We start from the raw sequence: 918 nt of genomic DNA on the forward strand, positions 1-918 counted from the left end.
CTCTTCCCCCATGGCTCGATGCGTCATAGATGCGGGGTGACAAATCAAACTCTCCACGCCACCAAGCGACTCTGCAAGAGAAAACAGTTCGAGCTCTTTAACAAACACTTTAAGTTGCTCAAATGAGCCTGCAAATTCAAAGCTCAACATAGACCCAAAACCCGACTGCTGCTTTTTCGCGATTTCGTGACCAGGGTGATCTGGCAAGCTCGGATGGTAAATCTTCGCGACCAAAGCCTGCTGTTGTAGGTAGTTGAGTACGTGTTGAGAGCTTTCTTCGTGCACTCGCATACGGGCGCCTAAAGTGCGGATCCCACGCAACGTCATGTAACTATCGAAAGGCGTACCCGTGGCGCCAATACAGTTTCCCCACCATGCAAGTTCTTCTGCGTGCGCTTCTGTTTTGGTGATCACCACACCACCAATCACGTCCGAGTGACCATTAATGTATTTTGTGGTTGAGTGGATAACAAAGTCAGCACCGAGATCCAAAGGCTTTTGGTACACCGGTGTCAAAAAGGTATTGTCTACCGCAACCAAAGCGCCCACTTGTTTGGCTTTTTCGCATACCGCAGCAATATCAACCACACGAACCAAAGGGTTCGATGGAGTTTCTAACAAAATAAGCTTTGGCTTTTTCGCTAGTGCAGCCTCTAGAGCTTGCTCATCCGATTGATCAACGAACTGCACTTTGAAGTCGCCTTTGTTAGCTCGTGTATTGAACAAACGGTATGTGCCACCATAGCAATCATGCGGTGCAACAATCAGATCATCTGGCCCAAGAAAAGCCGATACCCACAAGTTAAGTGCGGAAGTACCGCAGTTAGTCACCACTGCGCCTTTGCCAGACTCTAACTCTGATAACGCACTCTCTAGCAAACCACGGTTTGGGTTACCTGAACGCGTGTAATCGTATTT

Annotated in this window: 1 protein-coding gene; it reads right to left on the bottom strand. The window is 48.4% G+C overall.

The features are described 5' to 3' along the window. Nucleotides 1–918: O-succinylhomoserine (thiol)-lyase (locus tag R7Q09_RS24630; RefSeq protein ID WP_318143759.1), on the bottom strand; the 918-nt coding region annotated here is incomplete at both ends.

This window comes from Vibrio sp. 2130-1 (assembly GCF_033339515.1).